The organism is Chryseobacterium proteolyticum, assembly GCF_046591535.1.
In the GTDB taxonomy this organism is placed as follows: Bacteria; Bacteroidota; Bacteroidia; order Flavobacteriales; family Weeksellaceae; genus Chryseobacterium; species Chryseobacterium proteolyticum.
On sequence record NZ_JBJLWK010000032.1, the window covers coordinates 1 to 532 of the forward strand.

A 532-nucleotide genomic window follows, 5' to 3' on the forward strand; every position below is an offset into this window, starting at 1 on the left:
CACAGAAGGAACCGTATTTAATAATACATTGGTGTCCTGATCGAGATAATGATTGATTTCAAGGGCGTTCTTTAAAATCCTTATTTTCTTACCTGTCGAAAGGGTATAGAAAAATTCATACACAGACAAATCAAAGCAATGAGAGGTAACGCCGTAAACTATATCAAATGTATCAGGATTGTACTCCTTTTTAGACCAGTTAATCAATTCAACGGCATTATGATGCTCTATCATTACACCTTTTGGATTTCCTGTAGTTCCGGATGTATAAATAATATAAGCGAGATGGTTGGATGTTGATCGCTGCTCTACATTTGAGGGGCTGTAATTGTCCTGAACTTCATAAAACTGATTTAATAGATCCTGATCAATGACCACTTTGCTATTGCTGTCTTTTTCAATATAATCAATTCGCTGTTGCGGATAATTTAAATCTACCGGCACATAGGCTGCTCCGGATTTCAGTACTCCCAATAAGCTAACAAGAAGGAATTCATTTCGCTCCAATTTAACTGCGATTAAATCGTCCGGA

General features: G+C 36.8%; 1 protein-coding gene. It reads right to left on the bottom strand.

The features are described 5' to 3' along the window. On the bottom strand, positions 1 to 507 hold a 507-nt coding region (locus ACJ5H0_RS23120), incomplete at its 3' end, for an AMP-binding protein (protein ID WP_411252199.1). Between the last annotated feature and the right edge of the window lie 25 nt (positions 508 to 532).